This is a genomic window from Nitratireductor sp. L15S-10 (genome assembly GCF_045011005.1).
Classification (GTDB): Bacteria; Pseudomonadota; Alphaproteobacteria; order Rhizobiales; family Rhizobiaceae; genus Nitratireductor.
In genome coordinates this window covers 648,079-667,782 of the sequence record NZ_CP120674.1, presented here as the reverse complement: position 1 = coordinate 667,782, position 19,704 = coordinate 648,079, and the positions used below count along the sequence as shown (strand labels likewise).

Annotated in this window: 14 protein-coding genes; 3 read left to right on the top strand and 11 right to left on the bottom strand. The window is 62.6% G+C overall.

What is annotated here, in order from left to right:
* Positions 1-8 precede the first annotated feature (8 nt).
* A complete protein-coding gene (serA, locus tag P2W41_RS03230; RefSeq protein WP_404934298.1) occupies positions 9-1,607 on the top strand; it encodes a phosphoglycerate dehydrogenase in 1,599 nt (532 codons plus the stop codon).
* 34 nt (positions 1,608-1,641) lie between these two features.
* Here the strand turns inward: serA and P2W41_RS03225 are convergent, their stop codons facing one another.
* On the bottom strand, positions 1,642-2,553 hold the full coding sequence (locus P2W41_RS03225; protein WP_292897897.1) for a DMT family transporter: 912 nt from the start codon (positions 2,551-2,553) through the stop codon (positions 1,642-1,644).
* A 464-nt stretch (positions 2,554-3,017) separates the two neighbouring features.
* On the opposite strand from P2W41_RS03225, the gene P2W41_RS03220 reads away from it, so the two are divergent.
* Together P2W41_RS03220 and P2W41_RS03215 are read left to right on the top strand one after the other, a co-directional pair.
* The gene (locus tag P2W41_RS03220) at positions 3,018-4,214 is read left to right on the top strand and encodes a sugar transferase (RefSeq protein ID WP_292897898.1); all 1,197 of its coding nucleotides are present in this window, start codon (positions 3,018-3,020) and stop codon (positions 4,212-4,214) included.
* Positions 4,215-4,329: 115 nt separating this feature from the next.
* A complete protein-coding gene (locus tag P2W41_RS03215; protein ID WP_404934297.1) occupies positions 4,330-5,253 on the top strand; it encodes a sugar kinase in 924 nt (307 codons plus the stop codon).
* 1 nt (position 5,254) lies between these two features.
* Here the strand turns inward: P2W41_RS03215 and pbpC are convergent, their stop codons facing one another.
* The 10 genes from pbpC to P2W41_RS03165 form a co-directional block, all read right to left on the bottom strand.
* A complete protein-coding gene (pbpC, locus tag P2W41_RS03210; RefSeq protein WP_404934296.1) occupies positions 5,255-7,309 on the bottom strand; it encodes a penicillin-binding protein 1C in 2,055 nt (684 codons plus the stop codon).
* A 42-nt stretch (positions 7,310-7,351) separates the two neighbouring features.
* Positions 7,352-12,829 carry an MG2 domain-containing protein gene (locus P2W41_RS03205; RefSeq protein ID WP_404934295.1) on the bottom strand — a complete coding sequence of 1,826 codons (5,478 nt, stop codon included), beginning with the start codon at positions 12,827-12,829 and terminating at the stop codon, positions 7,352-7,354.
* Between the two features lie 94 nt (positions 12,830-12,923).
* Entirely contained in the window at positions 12,924-13,697 is a 774-nt protein-coding gene (locus tag P2W41_RS03200) for an aspartate/glutamate racemase family protein (protein WP_404934294.1), read from the bottom strand.
* 4 nt (positions 13,698-13,701) lie between these two features.
* Positions 13,702-15,018 (bottom strand): TRAP transporter large permease, encoded by a 1,317-nt coding sequence (locus P2W41_RS03195; protein ID WP_292897906.1) that lies wholly within the window; start codon positions 15,016-15,018, stop codon positions 13,702-13,704.
* A complete protein-coding gene (locus P2W41_RS03190; protein WP_404934293.1) occupies positions 15,018-15,515 on the bottom strand; it encodes a TRAP transporter small permease in 498 nt (165 codons plus the stop codon). The genes P2W41_RS03195 and P2W41_RS03190 overlap by 1 nt, the downstream gene beginning before the upstream one ends.
* Positions 15,516-15,572: 57 nt before the next feature.
* Entirely contained in the window at positions 15,573-16,586 is a 1,014-nt protein-coding gene (gene dctP / locus P2W41_RS03185; RefSeq protein WP_404934292.1) for a TRAP transporter substrate-binding protein DctP, read from the bottom strand.
* A gap of 61 nt (positions 16,587-16,647) precedes the next feature.
* A complete protein-coding gene (locus P2W41_RS03180; protein ID WP_404934291.1) occupies positions 16,648-17,631 on the bottom strand; it encodes a 3-hydroxybutyryl-CoA dehydrogenase in 984 nt (327 codons plus the stop codon).
* Complete coding sequence (locus P2W41_RS03175; RefSeq protein ID WP_292897912.1) at positions 17,631-18,707, bottom strand: NAD/NADP-dependent octopine/nopaline dehydrogenase family protein; 1,077 nt, start codon at positions 18,705-18,707, stop codon at positions 17,631-17,633. Before P2W41_RS03175 ends, P2W41_RS03180 begins: the two co-directional genes overlap by 1 nt.
* Positions 18,708-18,752: 45 nt before the next feature.
* On the bottom strand, positions 18,753-19,178 hold the full coding sequence (locus tag P2W41_RS03170) for a RidA family protein (RefSeq protein ID WP_404934290.1): 426 nt from the start codon (positions 19,176-19,178) through the stop codon (positions 18,753-18,755).
* Positions 19,175-19,699 (bottom strand): MarR family winged helix-turn-helix transcriptional regulator, encoded by a 525-nt coding sequence (locus P2W41_RS03165; RefSeq protein WP_404934289.1) that lies wholly within the window; start codon positions 19,697-19,699, stop codon positions 19,175-19,177. Before P2W41_RS03165 ends, P2W41_RS03170 begins: the two co-directional genes overlap by 4 nt.
* Positions 19,700-19,704 lie beyond the last annotated feature (5 nt).

Here is a 19,704-nt window from a genome sequence, read left to right as displayed (position 1 = left end):
AGGCCGCCATGGCGCCCCGCGTACTCGTATCCGACAAACTGTCGCCCACCGCCGTTCAGATCTTCAAGGATCGTGGCATCGAGGTGGACTATCTGCCCGATCTGGGCAAGGACAAGGAAAAGCTTCTCTCCGTCATCGACCAGTATGACGGCCTTGCCATCCGTTCCGCGACCAAGGTCACCGAAAAGCTCATCAACAATGCCACCAATCTGAAAGTGGTGGGACGCGCCGGCATCGGCGTCGACAATGTCGACATTCCGGCAGCATCGCGCCGCGGCATCATCGTGATGAACACGCCTTTCGGCAATTCCATCACCACGGCCGAGCACGCCATCGCGATGCTCTTTGCCGTTGCGCGCCAGATCCCGGAGGCCAACGCTTCCACCCATGCCGGCAAGTGGGAGAAGAACCGCTTCATGGGTGTCGAGATCACCGGCAAGACACTGGGTGTCATCGGGTGCGGCAATATCGGCTCCGTGGTCGCCATGCGCGCCATCGGCCTGAAGATGCATGTGGTGGCCTTCGACCCGTTCCTTTCGGCAGAACGTGCCTCCGAACTGGGTGTCGAAAAAGTCGAACTCGACGAGCTTCTAAAGCGCGCCGACTTCATCACCCTGCACACGCCGCTGACCGACAAGACCCGTGGCGTTATCGACAAGGATGCGATCGCCAGGATGAAAAAGGGCGTGCGCATCATCAACTGCGCGCGCGGCGGGCTCGTGGTCGAGGCCGATCTCGTGGAAGGCCTCAAATCCGGCAAGGTGGCAGGTGCGGGTATCGACGTCTTCGAGACGGAGCCGGCGACGGAAAACCCGCTCTTCAACATGCCCAACGTGGTCTGCACGCCACATCTGGGCGCCTCGACCAGCGAAGCGCAGGAGAACGTCGCCATCCAGGTGGCGGAGCAGATGTCGGATTACCTGACAAAAGGCGCTGTGACGAACGCGATCAACATGCCTTCGATCAGCGCCGAGGAAGCCCCACGCCTGAAACCCTTCATCAAACTCGCGGAAGTGCTTGGCGCGTTCGTCGGCCAGGTGACCGACGAGGCCATCGAGGAAGTGGAGATCCTGTTCGACGGCTCCACCACCGAGATGAACCGCCGCGCGTTGATCAGTGCGGCGCTCGCCGGCCTGATCCGGCCCCAGGTGGCCGATGTCAACATGGTCTCCGCCCCGATCATGGCCAAGGAGCGCGGCATCATCCTGTCGGAGGTCAAGCGCGACAAGTCGGGCGTGTTCGACGGCTATATCAAGCTGACGGTGAAAACCTCCGAGAAAACCCGCACCATCGCCGGCACCGTGTTCTCCGACGGCAAGCCCCGCTTCATCCAGATCAAGGGCATCAATCTGGATGCCGAGGTCGGCCAGCACATGCTCTACACGACCAATTACGACGTGCCGGGCATTATCGGCCTTTTGGGCTCGATCTGCGCGAAGCACCAAGTCAACATCGCCAACTTCCAGCTCGGTCGCAACCGGCAGGGCGGCGATGCCATCGCGCTGCTTTATCTCGATGCGCCCTTCCCGCCGGAAGTTCTGCGGGAGCTGCGCGCCACGGACGTGATCCTTTCGGCCAAGCCACTCTCCTTCGACGTGGCTGCGTAAACTCGGGATCTGTCGGAAAACTGCAATGCCGGCGTCACGCGCCGGCATTTGCCTGTCTGGACGCCAGTCTCCGGCCGCCATGTTCGGCCAGCCATATTCCACCCAGCACCAGAACCAGCGCAACGGCGTGATATGTAAAGAACGCTTCACGCAGAATGACGATCGACAGAAGCGTTCCAAAGATCGGCACCAGATTGATGAACAGGCCCGCGCGGTTTCCGCCGATCAGCTCATTGCCGCGAATGTAGAGCGTCTGTGCAAAGATCGATGGGAAGAGCGCCACATAAAAGACCACCATCCAGCCCTGCAGGTCAGGCGCGATGAGCCGATCCGTCGCGGCCTCCCACGCCACCAGTGGCAACGAGGCCAGAAGCGCGAAAACCGAAAGCATGAACATCAGACTCAACCAGTGGATGGCCGGTTTCAGCCGGAGCCCGACCGTATAGCCTGCGTAAAGCAGCACGGCGACAAGCATGAGCGCATCGCCGAAGTTCACGTCCAGTTCGAGCAGGCGGGAAAACTCGCCATGGCTTGCAACCAGTGCCACACCGACGAGAGATAGAACAAAACCAGCAATCTGCAGAAAGCTCACGCGCTGGCGAAACAGGACAAAATTGGCAACGAAGATGACCATCGGTATAGCGCCCTGTTCGATGGCGATGTTGATGGCTGAAGTAAATTGGGCCGAACTGTAGAAAACCGCGTTGAACCCGGTAAATCCAAGCGCGCCCAGTGCGGCCAACAGAGGCAGTTTCGGCCTGATCGCCGGCCAGTCGCGCCGAAGATGCGGCCAGGCGAAGGCGGCAAGCAACACACAACCGATGATCCAGCGGAGCGTTGTCAGCATCATCGGTGACACATGGCCCACGGCCAGCCGGCCGGCCACGGCATTGCCGCCCCAGAAGAGCGTGGTCAGGCAGAGAAAAAGATAGGCTTGGCGGTACATGGGATCACAGTCACAACAGCGTTGAACCTCGCCTGATAGAGCCTCGGGCCAAAATCGTAAATGCCAGCGTCATAAATCGACATTCTAATTGCGGCACAACGGCGGAAACCAGGAGTATGGCCTGCAGGTGAGTGTTTCCCTGAAACAATGAACCGGTCTAAGGTCAGTCGAATCGCTACCGGTCCACGGTTCTCCATCAAGGTTGTCTGTGGACGCGCGAACAATCATCGATTGCGCTTCCATTCTTCGCATGGCAAAGCACGGTTGTACGAGCTCTTACTGAGCGGCAGGTAGTAACGTTGAACGACGGATCAAAAGCAACGGGGGAAGATGGCCACCCGAAAATTCGGAAAGCCAGGCGCGCTCTGAAACGCAGCGTGGCCGAAGCGAGTCCCGATCTTGAAGACGTTCTTCAACACGGCGCCTCCTTGCGCAAACGTCGTCTGTTGCGAAATCTGCGCCCCATGCTTCCTGAGATCCTGGCGGCTGCCTTTTTGCAATGCATCGTCTACACCGCCTTTATTCTGAATGCATCGCGCAATGACTGGAACAATCTCGCGATCGTATGTTCGGTCCTGTTTGCATTGCCATTCGCCATTGCCCTGGCGCTCCTTGGCTTTCGCAGACAGCGCAACACGTTTTCCATCGCGATCTTTGTAACGTTCGTCTGTTTCAACGTAGCTGTGGCAGGCTTGTCGGGGCTGCGTATCCCGGTAAGCTACTCAGCCCTGTTGACGGCTTGTCTCATTGCCATGGTTGCAATGACAATTGCCAATCTCAGGCTCCACCGTTCATTGGAAGATCGTGTGGCCCTGCTGGACTTTCCCAAGGCCGCGGAAGTTGCCGCAAGGCTCGCCGGACACGTGGCCGTAATAAGTGACAAAACAGCGGACATCAGCGCGTATGACCGTTTGCTGATCGACACCAGGACGCACCATAATCCGGAATGGTCAGCGTTCCTGACCAAGGCGTATATGATCGGAATCGACGTCACGCCCTGGTTCAACTTTCTCGAACTGCGCGAAGGCCGCGTGGATGTCGACGCCTTTGACGTATCGCATCTCGCTTACACACCAAGCCAGATTTACTACTCCAAGGCGAAGCGTGCGCTCGATCTCTTCGCCGTCATCATCACGGCGCCAATCACAATTCCTCTGGGATTGGCTCTTTGGCTCTACATTCGGCTCCTCGATGGTGGCCCCGCCATCTTTGTGCAGGCGCGACGTGGATATGGCGGCCGCTCGTTCAACATGCTGAAATTCCGCACCATGTATCGCGGCCAGCAGGGCGGCTCCACCCAGACCAATGACGAACGGATCATCACAGGCTGTGCCTTTCTGCGTCGTCTAAGGCTGGACGAGTTGCCGCAGCTCATCAACATCTGGCGAGGAGAAATGAGTCTGGTGGGGCCACGTCCTGTTGCCGAGTATGTGGCGCAGGAAAGTGAAGCCGCGGAAAAGAAATTTATCCATCGCACGATGGTGCTGCCCGGCATAACCGGCTGGGCACAGGTGAATTCCGGCTACGCAGGCAACACCCACGAAGAGATTCACAAGCTCTCCTACGATCTCTATTATATCAAACACCTCTCATTCGACCTGGATCTTCTGATCGTTTTTTCGACCGTAAGCACCATTCTGTTTGGGCGCGGCGCCCGTTAGGCGTGCTCTCGATAAGCCCGCCTCATCGAAACGACTTCTCCCGATAGATATTCACCATTGGCGCACAATCGCCTAAAGAGAAGCGCACGCTGCGTCAGGGGAGGAGAACACCGTCATGAGCCATCCGAAGATCATCTGCATGGGCGAACCGCTGATCGAGTTCAACCAGGTGGACGACACGGGCCGTTATCTCTTCGGCCATGGCGGCGACACATCAAATTGCGCCATTGCAGCAGCGCGAGCCGGGGCTTCCGTCGGCTTTTTCTCCGCGCTAGGCGCAGACGAGTTCGGCGACAGCCTGATGCAGCTCTGGGCCGACAATGGCGTTGATACCAGCCAGGTCCTGCGCAATCCGGAAGCCCATACGGGTGTCTATTTCGTCAGCCATGGCGAGAACGGCCACGTCTTCTCCTATCTGCGCAAGGGTTCAGCAGCGAGCCGCATCACCCCGCGCGACCTGCCCGCCAGCGCCATCCAGAACGCCGACATTCTGCACCTTTCCGGCATCTCGCTCGCCATCAGCTCAGACGCATGCGACGCTTCATTGGAAGCGATCGACATTGCCCGCGCCGCCGGCACGAAGGTTTCCTTCGACACCAATCTGCGCCTCAAGCTGTGGCCACTCGATCGCGCCCGCGCACTCACAGAAGCCGCCATGCGCAAGACCGACATCGCGCTTCCCGGCCTGGAAGACGCCGAGCAACTGGTCGGCATCAGCGACCCGGATGCGATCGCCGATCACTATCTGGGTCTTGGCGCCGGCATCGTCGCCTTGACCCTTGGGAAGGATGGATGCCTCGTCGCCACGCCGGATGAGCGGCGCCGCGTGCCCGGCATCAGGGTCAGCGCAGTCGACGCCACAGGGGCGGGCGACACGTTTGACGGCAATTTCCTCGCCGAGCTCAATCGCCATGGCGACCCGTTCGAGGCAGCGCGCTACGCCAATGCAGCCGCCGCGCTATCCACGCAGGGTTTTGGCGCAGTCGCCCCCATGCCCATGCGCGACACGGTTCTGAAAGCGCTCGCGGAAGCCGCCTGATCTATTCCAGAAAAACGTCAACGCTGGCCGAGCGTCCGGCGGCGTCGATCACCGTCAGGGTCGATGCGCCGCCGCCATCGGGCACCCAGCTTGCCCTGCGCCTGCGATAGGCTTCCCGCAGCGGCTCTCCATTGGCAAGCCAGCGAAACGGCGCGCGCCCGCCATTGATCTTGAGCGCCAGCGGCATGATCCGCGCGCCACGCGCAAGCCCCACATCGATGCGCGCACCCTGTGGCGGGAACACGATTTCCGGCGCGGGCTCCACCGGCGCGCCGGCACGAAACCCGCCACCATCAACGGAGAATCGACGCATCGGAAACGGAAGGTCGGCGGCCGCAAGCCGGACAGCGCCTGCCGGCGCAGGCGGGAATGGTACAATGCCCGCGCCAGAGCGCGAAAACGCCTGAAACAGGATGGGGGCCGCCGCCAGGTACCCGGTCAGTCCCGGCACCGAACCGCCATCGGGTCGCCCGGCCCACACGCCGAGCACATGCCGCCCGTCATAACCCACCGACCACGCATCGCGGTAACCGTAAGAGGTGCCCGTCTTGTATGCGATGCCGAGACGCGGTGCGCCTTCCGGCGGCGCGATGCCCGAAAGAACATCGGCGATTTGCCAGGCGGCCTGCGACGTCAGGACGGAAGGAGGATGCGCTGCAATTTCCGCCTCTTCCAGATAATAGAGCGGGCGCACCCGCCCTCCATTGGCGAGCCCGCCATAAAGCTGCACAAGCCCTTCCAGCGTCAGCCCCGCACCGCCAAGCCCGATGGCAAGGCCCGGCGTCTCGCCGGGTGGGAGAGCAGGTGTCACACCGGCCTGCCGCATACGCGCCACCAGCCGCACCGGCCCCACCGCGTCGAGCAGGCGGATCGCCGGCACGTTGAGCGACATCTGCAAGGCCGTACGCACCGAAACATCGCCCTGATAGGCCATGTCGAAATTGCGCGGGCGATAGCCCGAAAAATTGCCGGGCCGGTCCTCGATCATCGTCTCCTGCATCACCAGCCCCTCCTCGAAGGCAAGGCCATAGATGAAGGGTTTGAGCGTTGAGCCCGGCGAACGCTCTGCCACGCTCATGTCGATCCAGCCGGCGCGCGCGGCATTGAAATACCCCGCCGATCCAACCCGGGCGAGCACCGCACCAGTCTGCGCATCCGCAAGCACCATCGCCACGGAAACGCGTGGTCCGAGCTTTCGCGCGGCTTTGGCGGCCACAGCTTCCAGATTGGCCTGCGCGGCCCGGCTGATGGTCAGGCGATGCACACGCTTTTCCGGATCTGCCCTTACCACCGCATCGGCCAGATGCGCGGCATAGGCGGGCATGGGCAGCCGCCGCCCTGAAAGTTTTTCAGCAGACGCGCGCGTGACCTCGCTTTCGATGATGACCCCGGCCCCCGCCATGCGCGCAAGCACGCGGTCGCGCGCGGCTTTTGCCATTTGCGGATGACGGTCGGGTCGGCGCGCCTCCGGCGATTGCGGCAGGGCGACCAGAAGCGCGGCCTCCTCCAGCCCCAGCCTGTGCGGCTCCTTGCCGAACCAGGCGAGGCTCGCCGCGCGCACCCCTTCAAGATTACCGCCATAGGGCGCGAGCGTCAGATAGCGTTCCAGTATTTCCCGCTTGGAAAGCCTGCGCTCGATCTGAAGCGCCCGCGCGATCTGCCGGAACTTGGCGCTGAAACTGCGCGCCGCGCGCGGCTCGGTGAGGCGCGCAAGCTGCATCGAAAGCGTGGACCCGCCCGAAACGATGCGCCTGTTCCACAAAAGCTGCAATGCGGCCCGGCCCAGCGCGCGCATGTCGACACCCGGATGCGACCAGAAGCGCTTGTCCTCATAGGCGACCAGCATCTTGAGAAACTGTGGATCGAGCGTGTCGGTATCCGCCGGAAGACGCCAGCGCCCGTCGGATGCCGCATAGGCACGCAACAGCGCCCCGTCTCGGTCGAGCACCTCCACCGAAAGCGGCGCGGGATCGAGCGGCGGCGGATAGGCCGCGTCCAGCCGGTCGAGCGTCACTGCCCCGCCAATGACAAGCAGAGCCGCAAGGCCAGCGGCCATTATCACCCCGCGCCTGTGTCGACCCTGCTTCATCGCCGCCGCCTACTGCCCCATGATCTCCATGAAGCCCGTCGCTGTTCGTGCCGAGAGCTGCGGACGGTACATGTCTTCCACACTCGCCGCCGGATGCGTGTAGACGCCCGGCGTCACGGCACGCACCACATAGGCAAGGCGGAATTGCCCGCCTCCGTTTCGGTCGAAGGCGGCGATGAAGCGGTCGTCGCGGAACTCGGTGTGAACCGCATCCGTCTGACCAAGCCAATCGAAGTTCGCCAGTTCCGCACTGCCGACAAGGCGCGGATTGTCGATCTCGAAGCCCGCCGGCAGCAGGTCGGAGACCAGCACGCGCGAGGGCCAGCTGTTTTGCTCGGTCATCTCCAGAACCACCACATAGCGCTCGTTCTGGCGCGCTTCGGAGACATTCGCCTCATCACCGTCGAGCGTGAAGTAGCGCCGCTCGATGGTGAAGCCCTCCCCGCCTGCGGGCAGCGGCTGCTGCGGCGCGGCAACGACTGTCATCACCGCATCGACCGGTTCATCGTCCTGATTGGCCACCGTCAGCGGCGCTGCCTCGATCTCCAGTCCCGAAAGTCGCCGCGAGAAGGCGCCCTGATGCGCATTGCCGTCCACGGTCAGGCTCAGATCGTCACTCGACTGGCTCAGCGCGCGGGCGGCAAGGAGCATCCACGCCTCGTCCTGCGTGCTCATGTAACGCGTGTCACCGCGCACATCGGCCACCAGATTGATCATCTGCGGCACCAGCGTCGGCTCGGGCCGGCTTTCCGCCGCCAGCGCCAGCATCGCCGCGCCGTCGCGCAGACGCGATCCGTAATCGGACCGCGCCGTGTAGCGCCCGCTCATGCCCTGAGCGAGACGGAAGGCGGAGGCAAAGCCCCGTTCCGCACGTTCCGCATCGCCATAGAGCGCGAGACCCGCGGCCAACTGCGCGCGCGCCAGCGGTGTTGAGAACTCATCGAGCCGCGTGTCGAGATAGTAGCGCAGATCGCCGGCGGAAGCCTTGCGGTTGCGGGCCAGCACATAGAGCGCATAGGCAATCTCGCTGCCGCGCGAGGAGACATCCGTGTCATAGGCGAGCGTGTTCGAGAGGTTCTGCAGTGCCTGGACCATCGCCGCCTCGGGCACGGCAAAGCCCTGCTCGCCGGCGCGGGTGAGGAAGTCCGTCACATAGGCGTCGAGCCACAGATCGCCCGATCCCGGTCCCCAGAGACCGAAACCGCCAGACGAAGACTGGGCGGCAAGCACGCTGGTGATGGCGTCCTCGATGCGCCCCTTCAGCGCCGGCCCCCTCATCACCGAATCGTCTTCCAGTCCCGCAGCCTTTGAAAGCTCGCTCACATAAAGCAGCGGCAGCGCACGGCTGGTGGTCTGCTCCGTGCAGCCATAGGGGTAGCGGTCGAGCGACATCAAAAGTGCCGGAATGTCGAACCCGTCGGCCCGCGAGATGTTGAGGCTCACCGACGCGTTCTCGGCAAAGCTGTCTTCCAGAAGCGCGCCGTCCAGCGTGACACTGCCGCCATTGGCCGCAAGCGTCACCACGCTGCGGGTGGCGACCGGCATCACGCCGGGCCGCACCGGCAGGGACATGCTTTTCTCCACGGCAAGCCCGCTCTCATGCGCAATTGCCACCGTCAGCGCGCCCTCGCCCGTCTGGTTCGTCGCCGAGATGGGCACGGAGAGCGTGGCCTTGCCGCCCGCCTCAAGCGTCACCGTATCGGAGAGCGACCGCAGATCGGCGCTGACCGGCCCTTCGGCCATCACCGTGAGGCGATAGTCTCCGGCAGGGCCATCCGTGTTGGCGATTTCAAGCAGCAGCCGCGCTTCGTCGCCCGGAGCCAGGAAGCGCGGAAGGCTGGTGGTCAGCACCACGGGATCGCGGATGATCACGTCCTGCTGCGCGCTACCCACGCCCTTCTTCGACCATGCGACCGCCATGACGCGGGCCGAGCCGTTGAACTGCGGAATATCGAAGGAGACCTGCGCCTTCCCGTCATCATCCACCTTCACGATGCCGGAGAAGAAGGCGACCAGCTTCTGTGTCGGCGCGCTGCCGGTCGCGGTCATGCCGCCGCCATCGCCACCTGTACGCAGCCGCCCCATCGCGCCGAGCGAACCATCGATCAGCCGCCCGTAAATGTCGCGCATTTCGATACCCAGCATGCGCTGGCCGAAATACCAGGCGTCCGGCTGTGGCGGCTCATAGCGCGTGAGGTTGAGGATGCCCACATCGACCGCCGCCACGGTCACATAGGCTTCTTCGCCCGGTGCCAGCCCGCCAACGCTGACGGGGATGGAAAGGGGTGCATTGGGACGCGCCTGTTCCTCCACGCCGAGTTCAACCATAAGGTCACGCGCACCCGGATCGACCTTCAGCCAGCGCACGCCGATGGCGCGCATGGGGAGACGATTCTCCACATCGTCGCCGGGGCGGAACAGCGTTGCGGTCACATAGACCCCGGCCCCCAGCGCGTCGGTCACCGGAATGTCCACGGTCGCGCCGGTTTCCGGCACTTTCGCGGTGAAGGTTTCGATGAGGCTCTCAGAGCCCACCGTCACCAGAACCTCGCCGGCAAAGCGCGGCGAAATCTTCAGCTTTGCCGTCTCGCCCACCGCATAGGCGTCGCGGTCGAGCGCCACTTCCAGCCCGTCCGGCGTTTCGGTGGAGCCGGCCTCCACATACCAGCCGGAATCGAACGCCGCACTGGTGATCGGCCCACCCGCATCCGGGCTTTCCACCTCAAGGCGATACCGCCCCCAGTCCACGGAAACGCTGATCTGCGGCTCGCTGTCGGCCTTTGCATCCACCGTTCCCTCGCGCACGAGGCTTGTCGTGGTGATTGGCTCATAGTTCCAGGAACCGCCATCGCGATACCACTGATAGTGACGCTCCACCTTCAGCAGTTTCCATTCGAGGCCGTCCATGGCGATGCGCTCGCCCTTCGGATCGACTGCGATCACGCGGAAATTCGCCGTCGCTCCCTCGGCAACGCGACCGCCGGTGAATTCCGGCTTCAGGCCAATCATCGCGCTTTCCGGCTCGACATTGATCTCCAGCGCTCGCTCCACGGCCCGGCCACCGGCCTCGCGCATGCGCACGATCACCTGCGCTTTCAGGAGACGCGTGGTCGAAGGGGCGCCATCGAGCGCCACCGGGAACTGCGCCTGCCCCTCCGCATCGGTCTCGGGCAGGCCGGGCAGCGAAACACGCTGTGCCTCCACGTCCTCTTCATCATCAAGACCGAAGACATAGCCCGGGAAGGCTTTCCATTCGCGCGTCGGCGCGACCGTCAGTTCGCCTTCAAGCGCAAGCCCCGCCGCCGGCGCGCCATAGAGATAGCGGCCCTCGACGGTCACATCCGTCGCACCGCCAACCGGCACGGTCTCATCGGCGCTCGCAAGCGCGAACTCGGTGCGGTCGGGCACGAAATCCTCGACCAGAAAGTTCTTTTCGACCAAGGCCGGCTGTTTCGGATCGGCATAGATGCCCAGCGCCCAGGTGCCCCTAACCGCATTGTCCGGCAACTCAAGCGCCACCGCATGGCCGCCAAGCGCCGCGCCATCCGAAACGAAACGCCGGTCCTCCACACCGTCAGGACGGCGGAAGATGAAGGTCAACGGCAGATCTTCCACCGCATCCGAAGCCGGATTGCGCGTGAGCGCACTCGCATGCACCGTCTCGCCGGCGCGATAGATGCCACGCTCAGTCCACGCGAAGACGTCAAGCGGTCCGGGCGAAGGACGCCCCGTCACGCCGCGATCCGAAAGGTCGAATCCCGCGCGCGTCATATCGAGGAAGACGAAATCGTCAGAACCGTTTTCGGCGATGATTGCCGCCGGCGCCAGCCCGGCGGCGCCGCGCGCCAGACCGGGGTCGAAGCGCGCATGGCCGTCGCCATCGGTCTCCGCTTCGCCAAGCACCTCATTGTTGCGGGCAAGGAGTTTCAGCTTCAGCCCCTCCAGTGGCTTGGCACTCGCCAGCGAGCGCGCGAAGACCGAAAGCCCGTCCTCGCCGGCAAAAGTGGAAAGCCCGATATCGGAGACAAGGAACCACTGCGTGGCGCGGTTGTCCCAGCTTTGACTGGTGTCGCCTTCCGGCACCGCCGTCATCATGTAGACGCCGGGCCTGCGCTCCGGCACCGCCTCATCGATCGGAATGCTGGTGACGACATCCTTGTTCAGTTCGGCCTTGATCTCAATTGCACCTTCGAAGACCGGCGCGCCCATGTCATCGCCAACCTCATTGGCCCCATATTCATTGAGCTGGCGCAGAAACTGCCCCTCGCTCAGAAGTCTCGCCAGCGCGCGGTCACCAACGCGGTAGACGGACAGCGTCGCGCTGTCGGTGTTCACGGAGACAAACGGGATGCCCCGGCGCGCCGAAGACGGCAGCACGAAATTGTCACCGGTAAAGCGCAGCGATGGCGCACGGTCCCGCACGTAGATTTCCAGCGGAACCGGTTCGGCGATCACCTCGCCAATGGCCGCCGGCAGGCCCTGCCGGATGACGATGCGATACTGCTCGCCATGCTTCAGGCCGCTGACGCACAACTCCCTGTCGCTGCGGTCGACGGCGAAGGAGCGCAGATTGTCGACGGTCACGAACTGGGCGTAGTCGACGCCGCTCTTCACCAGCTCCTCGGAAAACTGCACGCAGGCGCGCGGCGTGGCGCTGTCGGAATCGACCGAATGGTCGATCACCCGGAACCCCTTGCGGCGCTTGAGGTCGGCATAGGCCTCCTGCACATCGCGCGCGGTCCTCAGCGCCAGGCTCGCCTCATAGGCGCTGAGCGCCGGGCGGAACAGATTGCGTCGTTCAAGAGCAGGCGCAAGAACCGCCAGCGCCTCGGCGCGGTCATCCGCACTGCGCGACAGATTGTAGGCATTGATCGCAGCGCCGGTGCCGGCACGTTGAAGCCGATAGATGTTCATGTTGCCAGCCGGCTGAGCCTCGGTCGCCGCCCGCGCAAGCTCAGACCAAAGGCCGGCATTCTGGGGCTCCATGACGAGCGCAGTGGAAAAGGCCTGCATCGCATTGAACGGATCACCATTTGCCAGCGCCTGCCCGCCCGCCGCACTCAGTTGAACAAACCCCGCATTCTCGGGACGCACCGCGCGCAGTATCTCGGCGCGATATTCGTCAGCCTCGCGCTGGATGTGTTCGGGCACAAAACGCAGTGCCGGCGGCGCTCCGATATCGGGCACATCCCCACTCGCCACAACCTTGCCGGCCACCGCCCCCTCGAACGGATCGAGGCGATTGAAGTCCGACTTCAGAAAGCACCATTGAGCGCTGGTGTTGTAGGTGAAGGCCCGGCACTGCGGATCGGCAAGGCACACCGCCTTGCACTGGTCGAGCGTCACATCCTTCTCGGTGCGCAGGTCAAAGCCGAAATAATCGGCATTCTCGCTGGTCACGATCCGGCGCGCATCCTGCGCGGCAGCCATTGCCGCAAACCCGAAAAGAAAAACGAAAAACAGGGAGAGTCCGCGTGCCCCAAACATGGCAATCCTCCAGGCGCTGCCGATATCGTGACCCCACGATATTGGGGGAGCTTTGCAAAAGCCAGTCAACAGGCCCGGAGAATTATCGCTTCCCTTATAGTCCCTTCGGATGGGTCATGAACTCTTCAATGATTTCCTCGGGCGGTTTAACGAAATCCGAGGTGCGGCTCACGCCAAGGCCGGTCAGCCGCTTCAGCTTCACCGCCATCTCCGCCAGTTTCACGACAATCGGAATGCCGTTGATCACCGGCGCGCCATCCACCCGGTGTGCCTGCAATTGCGAGAACAGAAGCATGGGAATGCCGCCACCGGGGATCAGCACGTCTACACCCTCGCGCACCAATGGCCTTGCCTGTTCCTCGAACAGGGCGCGCACCGTCTCAAGCCGCTCATCGGAGCCGAAGGCGGCAAGGATCTGCCCCGGCTCGAAATCCATGGCGTGCACGCCGGTCACCCGCTCTCTCAAACCGTATTTGCCGATCTGGTGATGAAACCAGGGAATGTAACGGCGGTTGATGGTGACGATGCCCGAGCGCTGGCCAAGCTGGCAGGCATGCAGCATGGACGCCTCGCCCATGCCGAGCACCGGTATGTCCACCACCGACCGCGCCTCATAGAGACCGGCATCCTGAAAATGGCCGATGATGAAGGCGTCATAGCCCTCGCGCTCGGCCCGCACCGCATTGCAGATCACCTCACGCGCGCAGCGAAACTCCACAATGGCGTGGGCGTAGCTGTCATGCGGGGTAATGCCCTTGATATCGACCTCAGTACCCGGATCGACAATCGCATCGAGATGCTTCCTCAGTTCGTCCCAGTAGCCCGCGCCATTCTCGTAATCGACATAGCTCTGATACCAGATCTTCATGCGGTCAGCTCCTTATGAGGCCCGGCAGCCAAAGGGCCAGTTGCGGGAAAAGCGCCAGCAGAACCACCAGCAAAAGCGTGCAGGCGATGTAGGGCAGTGCAGCCCGCGCCACCTGCCCGATGGTCGTGCCGGCCGGGCTGACGCCAACCATGACGAAAAGCAGCAGACCGAAGGGCGGGGTTGCAAGGCTCAGCTCCAGCGCCAGAAGCATCACCACACCGAACCAGATCTGATCGAACCCGTAGAGCGCGACCAGCGGCATGAAGATCGGCAGGGTGAGCATCATGATAGAGAGCTGATCCATGAACATGCCGAGGAGTAGAAGCACCAGGAACATGATTGCGAGCACCACATAGGCGTTGAGTTCGAAACTGGTGGCAAACGCGATCAACCCGGAGGACGCGCCGGAGAAGGCAAGGATCTGCGAAAAGGTCGTGGAGCCCACGATGATCATCAGCATCATGGCCGACACTTTCAGCGTGCCGGTGAGCGAGCGAACGACGGCTTCCCAGCTTAGCGTGCGATAACAGGCCGCAAGCACCACCACCGAAAGCGCCCCGAAGGCGGCGGATTCGGTCGGCGTCGCCCAGCCGAGCAGGATGAGCCCGACCACCGCAAAGACCACGATGCCCATCGGCAGAACATCGACAGTAAGCGCGCGGGCGATTTCGGAGACGCTTGCCCTCTCTGCCGCATAGCCGGGTGCGGCATCGGGATCGAGCGCGATCTGTATGCGGATCGTCGCAAGGAACATGAGCGCCAGCACGAGACCGGGAACCAGCCCCGCGATCAGCAGAGCACCCACATCGATCCGCGCCAGCGAGCCCAGCAACACGGCCAGAGAAGATGGGGGAATGATCATGGCCAGACCGCCCGTCGCCAGGATCGGCCCCATGATCATGTGCGGCTTGTATCCGCGCTTGATCATGTCGGGCATCAGCGTGGTGCCGAGCATCGCCGTGTTGGCCATGGAGGAGCCGGACAGGGTGGCGAAGATCGTGCCGCCGCCCACCGTCAGATAGGAAAGCCTCCCCTTGATGCCGCCAAAGCACTTGTCGAGCGCATCGAAAACGCGAATGGCAAGCCCCGTGTGAAACAGAAGCTCGCCCATGATGAGAAAGAGCGGCACAGGCACCAGCGCGAAACTCGTCACCGATGTGGTGGCATTGGCGACAAGCTGATCGATGCCGATCATGCCACCCATGAAAATGACAACGCCGACGATGTTGATTGCCAGAAAGGCAATCGCCACCGGCATGCCGAAGAACATCAGGGCAAGGAGCCCGCCGATCATGAGGAGTGTGGCTTCATACCAGGCCATCAGTGCGCTCCCCCGCTGCCCGTATAGGTTTCGCCGCGCAACAGCATGCGCAGGAATTCCAGCGCCATCAGGCCGAAGCCTACGGAAAGCATGGCGTAGAGAACCCATGAGGGAATGTTGATGGAGCGCATATCGACCGCGCGCGACTGCACCATCTCCAGTCCCACCGCCGCCGAGCGCCAGCAAAGAAGGCCAAGCGTCAGGATGGCGAGGATCAGCACGACCCGCCCGGCCAGCAGGCGCATCGTTTCCGGCATAGCCGCTGTGAAGGACGAGATCGCCACATGGCCGTTGTTGCGCACCAGCCAGGGTGCCGCCGCCATGGTGGAGAAGAGCATCACATATTCGACGATGGCGCTTGTCGACTGGAAAGGGCGAAACCCGGTGTTACGCAAGACAACGTCGACAATGATGGCAAGCGAAATGAAAACGAGACTGGCGGCGCCCAGCACGGCCAGCCCGGTGATGATCCGGTTATAGAGACGTATCAGAAACATGGCGCGCGGCTTTTCAAAGGGAGTGCGGCGGGAGCCTGGGCCCCCGCCGGTACGGGATCAACGATCGTAATAGGCTTCGCGCAATGCGTCGTAGTATTCCGACCCCGAATCCTTCATCCGCTTCCAGGCGCTGTCATAGGCCAGATCAAGGAACTTCGCCTGCGCCTCGCCCTCCAGCGTGATCACTTCCATGCCCTTCTCGCGAACCGCCTTGTCGGTCTCCTCGATCACCTTCTGGAAGTTCTCATAGGAGGTCTGCTCATATTCGGCCGCAGCTTCGTTGATGATCTTCTTGGCCTCGTCGCTCAGGCTCTCCCATTTCGCCGGGTTCACCACCACGGCGAGATCGGTCTGGAAGAAGCCCGGGTCGATGCGGTAGCGCAGGAACTTGTCCCAGGAGAGATCCTGAATGCCCACAATGGGCCAGCCCGAACCGTCAAACGTGCTGCGCTCGAGACCCGTATAGACATCCGGCACAGGAACGGAGACAGGGATCGCGCCCAGCGCTTCAAAGAAAGAATTGTAAATCGGCTGCGAGCGGATGCGCTGACCGTCGAGGTCGATGCCGCCATCGTCGGTCCGCTTTGGCTCATTGATCGTGTAGATGTAGAACTTCACACCGGTGTCGAGATGAGCCAAAAGGTTCACACCGAGTTTCTTGGAAAAGGCTTCCTGCATAATGCCGAAGCCGCCATTCTCGCGCGCCTTTGCGGCCGTCACCGTCGAACCGACCCAGGCATCCGCCTCCGGCATCGTGCCGAGATAGTAGGAGGCAGGGCCATACTGCATGTCAACGACGCCGCGGCGCACGGCATCCACCTGCTGGTTCGGCGGGAACATTTCCGGCCCGCCCGCATAATTGATCTGGATAACCCCCTTGCCGCGTTCATTCACGAGGTCGACAAAGCCCTTGAAGCTTTGCGAGAAGGCGAGCGACTGCGGGAAGGCGGAAATCGCCTTCAGCGTTTCTTCCGCACTGGCCTGTCCGGCAAAGGCGATGCTGGTCAGCGCCGTTGCAAGAAGGCCGTTTCTGATGGTCCTGGCGATCGATCTGGTCGTGGCTTGGTACATTTTTCTTCGTCCTCTCTGGTTGTCCGGGCTTGTTCCACCCGGTTTTGGTTTCAACTGCTCCCTAAATCACTGGCGGCCGCACGAGCCCTGCATTGTCGAGCGCCTTCAGGAAGGCGGCCATGCGGCGCTGGCGATAGGCATCGACATCCATGTCAGAATAATCGAAGAAGCCGGAGCCGGTCTTCAGGCCAATGCGCCCCTCTTCCATATTGCGGCTGATGATCTCCGGTGCCTGGTAGCGCTCATCATTGAAAGCCCCGGCGAGATATCGGCTTGCATAATAGAGAATGTCGCCACCGCCCCAGTCGATGAACTCCAAAAGGCCGAGCACGCCGAAGCGCAGGCCGAAACCATAGGTCACGGCCTTGTCGACATCCTCCGCACTCGCAACGCCTTCTTCCACGATGCGTGCCGCCTCGTTCATGGCCAGCGCCTGAATGCGCGGCACGATGTAGCCGGGCGAAGCCTTGCAGACGATCGGCACCTTGCCGATGCCTTCAAGGAAAGCGCGCAGGAAAGTGACCGTCTCGCCCTCGGTTTCATCGGCCGGGCTGAGCTCCACCAGCGGCATGAGAAACGCCGGGTTCAGCCAGTGCGCATTGAGAAAGCGCTCCGGCGCAGTGGTGAAACCCGCCAGCTCCGTCGACAGCATGGTCGAGGTGGTCGAGGCCAGAATGGCGTTGCCATCCGCATGGGCGTCGAACAGCGCAAACGCATCGCGCTTGGCATCCGCCACTTCGGGCACGCCCTCGAACACGATGCGCGCGCCGGCAAGACCCGCCGCCGCCTCGCCGCGCGGCACGATGCTGACCCGCTCCATGATCTGCGGAACGGCATCGACCTTGAACGCGCCGAGTGCAGCGATGGAGGCGAGCGCCGTGCGGATTTCGTCCAGCGCCTCATCGCGCAGTCTTGCGAAAGCCTCGGCGTCGCGCTCCTTGGCATCGATCAGCCGCACCTGATGGCCCGCATAGGCCACACATTGCGCTATGCCCCGACCCATGCGCCCGGCACCGATGCAGGCGATGGTCACGTCATCTGCCATCACAGCCCCTCGCGCAACATGGTCTGCACCGCCTCGCGGCTCTCGCCCGCAAGACCGATCTGCTCCATCGTGCGGCCCTCTGCGCGGAAATCGCGCTCGGCCACGGCCCCGGCAATGGCGAGAAGCCCCGCCGCTACCGGACAGGGTACGCCCGCCCATTCACCGACCGAAACCATGAAGGCGAGGCCCATGCCCACATCCTCCAGCATGTAGCGGTGGGATTTGAGGTCCAGCTTCTCGTGCCAGTCCCCGGAATCCACCAGTTTGTCATGGGCCAGATTGCCATACATCCAGTCGCTGGTCTCGTAGTGATCGGCGAGCGGGAAATGCGGCGCGCCATAGCCCAACGCCTCGCGGATCGCCATGCGCTCATTGTCGAGCGCGGTGTGCGTGCGGCGGATGGAAGGCTGCGTACCCTCATTGTGAATGTCCCAGCGGTCGAAATGCTCGATGGGACCGGCATTCATGAGGATCAGCGGTGGGTGGATGATCGGGCCGGCGTTCATCAGCGCGCCCGACAGCGCATCCTCCACCGGCTCGATGGATGCCGGGAACACAGCCGCAATGGCCTTGATCGCATGATCCGTATGCCTCGCCGGCAGCACGCCCGTGGGCAGGCGCGAGGCCCGCGTCGTCACGCGCACTTCCAGCGGCCCCTGCTTGCGCGTCAGCCATGGCAGTGTGCCTGTTTCTGCAATCGCGATGTCAGCCTTCGAGCCCGCTTCACGAATACGCTTCATCATCAGGTAGGAGCCAAACGTGCCCGGCGGCAGGTAGATCACCTGCCCGTCCTCCAGATGCGGAGCGAGCTTCGTGGCAATGTCCTCCTGAGCAAACGCCGGCGTCGGCGCAACGATCAGTTCCGCTCCCTTGAGCGCCGCAGCAAGATCATCGGTCGGAACGACCGCGATCTTTCGGCTTCCCTCATGGTCCGTGAGGGTGATGCCGCCTGCCTTCTCGACATCCGCGAAACTGGCGCGGTCGCGCCGCCACCAGCGGACGTCATGCCCCGCCTCGGCAAAATCCGCAGCCGCAGCATAAGAACCGTTGCCTCCGCCCAGAACCGCTACTTTCATTCCTGTACTCCCCTCGTTGCCGCATAATTTCTACGGATGATTGTTCTACTTTTGAGCAGGCAAAACCGCCGTCGCCTCGATCTCCACGACTGCCTCCGGCTCCACAAGCCGCGTCACCTGAACAGTCGCCATGGCCGGAAAACAGCGCCCGAAGACATCGCGATACGCCTTTCCGAGCCCCTTCGGATCGGCGAGATAGTCTTCCACGTTGGTCACATACCAGGTGAGACGCGTCAGATGCTCCGGGCCGGCACCTGCCGCCTCCAGCACATCGCGGATGTTGCGAAATGTCTGGTGAGCCTGCGCCACAAAACCTTTCGGGAAACGTCCTTCACGATCCCATCCAACCAGGCCTCCCGTAAAGATGATGCCGCCATCCGTCTTGACCGCGTTGGCGTAGCCCCTTGGCTGTGGCCAGCCCTCAGGGTGCACCGTCTCATGCAGCAAAATGAGGCTGGAGATATCCTTCATGACACGCTTGCCTCCAGTTCTGCCGGCGCTGACGGAGCCTGGCTCGCAGCGTCATCTCCTCCCCGGCAAATTGCGTGTATGTCTTTCAACACCGCCTTCAGGCGGGCCGCGTCCGTGGTGCCAAGGCGAGAAACAATCAACATTTCATGCACTCTCGCCTTCTCCACCAAACCTGTCCCGATCGCGCGCCCGGCTGCCGTGAGGTACACACGCACGCGCCTGCGGTCGCGCTCATCGCTGCGGCGCTTGACGAGTCCTTTGGTCGCCATCTGGTCGACGATCTTGGTCAGATGCGATTGCTCCATCAGCGCGAGTTGGGCGAGCTGCGTCACCATCTGACCGTCCTCATCGCAGAGGCAGGCGAGAATGCGCCATTCGGGCACGCGCAGCCCCTGCTCGCGCACATGAGCATGAAAGTCGGCACTGGCCGCGTCGCTGGCTGCAGCGAGCAGATAGAGCAGGTAATCGCCCACAAATCCCGCATTGCGGTCGATCTCCATTCTGTCGTCATCAATCGCCATCATCT

What these genes read in the sequence shown, in the direction of transcription:
- P2W41_RS03170 (WP_404934290.1), bottom strand. Translation starts at nt 19,178, where the DNA reads ATGAAGGATATCTCCAGCCTCATTTTGCTGCATGAGACGGTGCACCCT.
- P2W41_RS03200 (WP_404934294.1), bottom strand. Translation starts at nt 13,697, where the DNA reads ATGAAGATCTGGTATCAGAGCTATGTCGATTACGAGAATGGCGCGGGC.
- P2W41_RS03220 (WP_292897898.1), top strand. Translation starts at nt 3,018, where the DNA reads ATGCTTCCTGAGATCCTGGCGGCTGCCTTTTTGCAATGCATCGTCTAC.
- P2W41_RS03190 (WP_404934293.1), bottom strand. Translation starts at nt 15,515, where the DNA reads ATGTTTCTGATACGTCTCTATAACCGGATCATCACCGGGCTGGCCGTG.
- P2W41_RS03175 (WP_292897912.1), bottom strand. Translation starts at nt 18,707, where the DNA reads ATGAAAGTAGCGGTTCTGGGCGGAGGCAACGGTTCTTATGCTGCGGCT.
- P2W41_RS03205 (WP_404934295.1), bottom strand. Translation starts at nt 12,829, where the DNA reads ATGTTTGGGGCACGCGGACTCTCCCTGTTTTTCGTTTTTCTTTTCGGG.
- P2W41_RS03215 (WP_404934297.1), top strand. Translation starts at nt 4,330, where the DNA reads ATGAGCCATCCGAAGATCATCTGCATGGGCGAACCGCTGATCGAGTTC.
- P2W41_RS03225 (WP_292897897.1), bottom strand. Translation starts at nt 2,553, where the DNA reads ATGTACCGCCAAGCCTATCTTTTTCTCTGCCTGACCACGCTCTTCTGG.
- dctP (WP_404934292.1), bottom strand. Translation starts at nt 16,586, where the DNA reads ATGTACCAAGCCACGACCAGATCGATCGCCAGGACCATCAGAAACGGC.
- pbpC (WP_404934296.1), bottom strand. Translation starts at nt 7,309, where the DNA reads ATGGCCGCTGGCCTTGCGGCTCTGCTTGTCATTGGCGGGGCAGTGACG.
- P2W41_RS03180 (WP_404934291.1), bottom strand. Translation starts at nt 17,631, where the DNA reads ATGGCAGATGACGTGACCATCGCCTGCATCGGTGCCGGGCGCATGGGT.
- P2W41_RS03165 (WP_404934289.1), bottom strand. Translation starts at nt 19,699, where the DNA reads ATGGCGATTGATGACGACAGAATGGAGATCGACCGCAATGCGGGATTT.
- serA (WP_404934298.1), top strand. Translation starts at nt 9, where the DNA reads ATGGCGCCCCGCGTACTCGTATCCGACAAACTGTCGCCCACCGCCGTT.
- P2W41_RS03195 (WP_292897906.1), bottom strand. Translation starts at nt 15,018, where the DNA reads ATGGCCTGGTATGAAGCCACACTCCTCATGATCGGCGGGCTCCTTGCC.